Source organism: Pseudomonas sp. PIC25 (assembly GCF_002286785.1).
GTDB lineage: Bacteria > Pseudomonadota > Gammaproteobacteria > Pseudomonadales > Pseudomonadaceae > Pseudomonas_M.
In genome coordinates this window covers 1-1,207 of sequence record NZ_MUJY01000015.1, presented here as the reverse complement: position 1 = coordinate 1,207, position 1,207 = coordinate 1, and the positions used below count along the sequence as shown (strand labels likewise).

At 60.1% G+C, this 1,207-nt stretch carries 1 protein-coding gene; it reads right to left on the bottom strand.

The window, feature by feature from the left end; genetic code table 11:
- Positions 1-771 (bottom strand): type VI secretion system tip protein TssI/VgrG (gene tssI / locus BZL41_RS00340; RefSeq protein ID WP_143517990.1); only part of this gene is annotated, 771 nt, incomplete at its 3' end.
- Positions 772-1,207: the final 436 nt, after the last annotated feature.

Sequence of the window (1,207 nt, the reverse complement as noted above, 5' to 3'; positions counted from 1 at the left end):
TCCTGGGTAGTCGTAGCGCTCCAGGGCGGGCAGGAATGCGCTGCGCGTGTCCGCCGCCATCCGCACGTGCGGCTTTTCGAAGTTGTAGTCCCGATGCGCCACCTGGCTGACGCGCGTGGCCAGGCGCTGACCGAAGCGCTTGATGACCGGCTCGTCGGCCACCATGCCGGTGTCCGGTACATAGGCCGTGGGCCGCCCGAGCCTGGGGAAGACGGTCTGGTCATCGCCGAACACCAGGGTGTGGCCGTCCGGCGCGTGCTGGAAATGGAAGTGGATGCCCTCCTCCTCGCAAAGCCGCTGCAGGAAATGCAAATCGGACTCGCCGTATTGCACGCAGTAGACCCGCTCGGGGTACACGGTAGGCCCGAATTGGAAGCGGTAAGCATCGGCGAGGATGCCATGCTCCTCCAGCACCTCGGCGATGATCTGGGGCACCGTGCGGTTCTGGAAAATGCGGTGGTTGCTCCGCAGGCCCAAGTACGTCAGGCGTGGTACCAACGTCAGGTGGTAACGGGTCAGCCGCTTGCCGGATTCGCCCTGGGCCACTTCATGGATCAGGCCGTGAATCCCTGTTCCTTCGGAGCCGAAGCTGAGAAAAGCGGGCTGATTGAGCAGCGCCTCCAAGTCAAGATCGGCGCGGTCGCTGACACAGGCGATGTCGAAACAGTAAGGCGTACTGACCGCCTCATCCCCGCTGAATTCGAGCACCTGAAGATCGGTGTTCACCCCCTGGAGGGTGAGGGCAATATGGGTCTGGTTGGCAGCCAACATAGAAGGGATCGTCCATGACAGCGCGATTGAAACATCCGCTTGCTCCAAGCGGGGCCGGCTGGATGGTAGCGCATACCCATTGCGCAAAGTCTTGCGCAGTGGCCGACTGAATTGCCGATTTGAGAGCTGTGTCTTCCAGGAAGTGGAATCTGTTGAGTGCGAAACCGATCAGGCCGACAGCCGCCACGGCGAACCGATCCAGGGAAGGTACAAATGTGCTTTTGTACCTTTTCTGGACAGCACCAAATCCGGCACTCGACAATGTTGAGCATGGTGCAACCGCCCATTCGAATCGGCGCATGAGATCAGCACCGGGGAGAGCGAAATGAAGCGAGCCGAGATCAAGAACAGGCATGCTGATGGGGCTACGTTCGATACCCAGATCGTTCCGAATCCGACCAACACCAAGGAATGGATCGTGCTCTTCAAGAAAGAC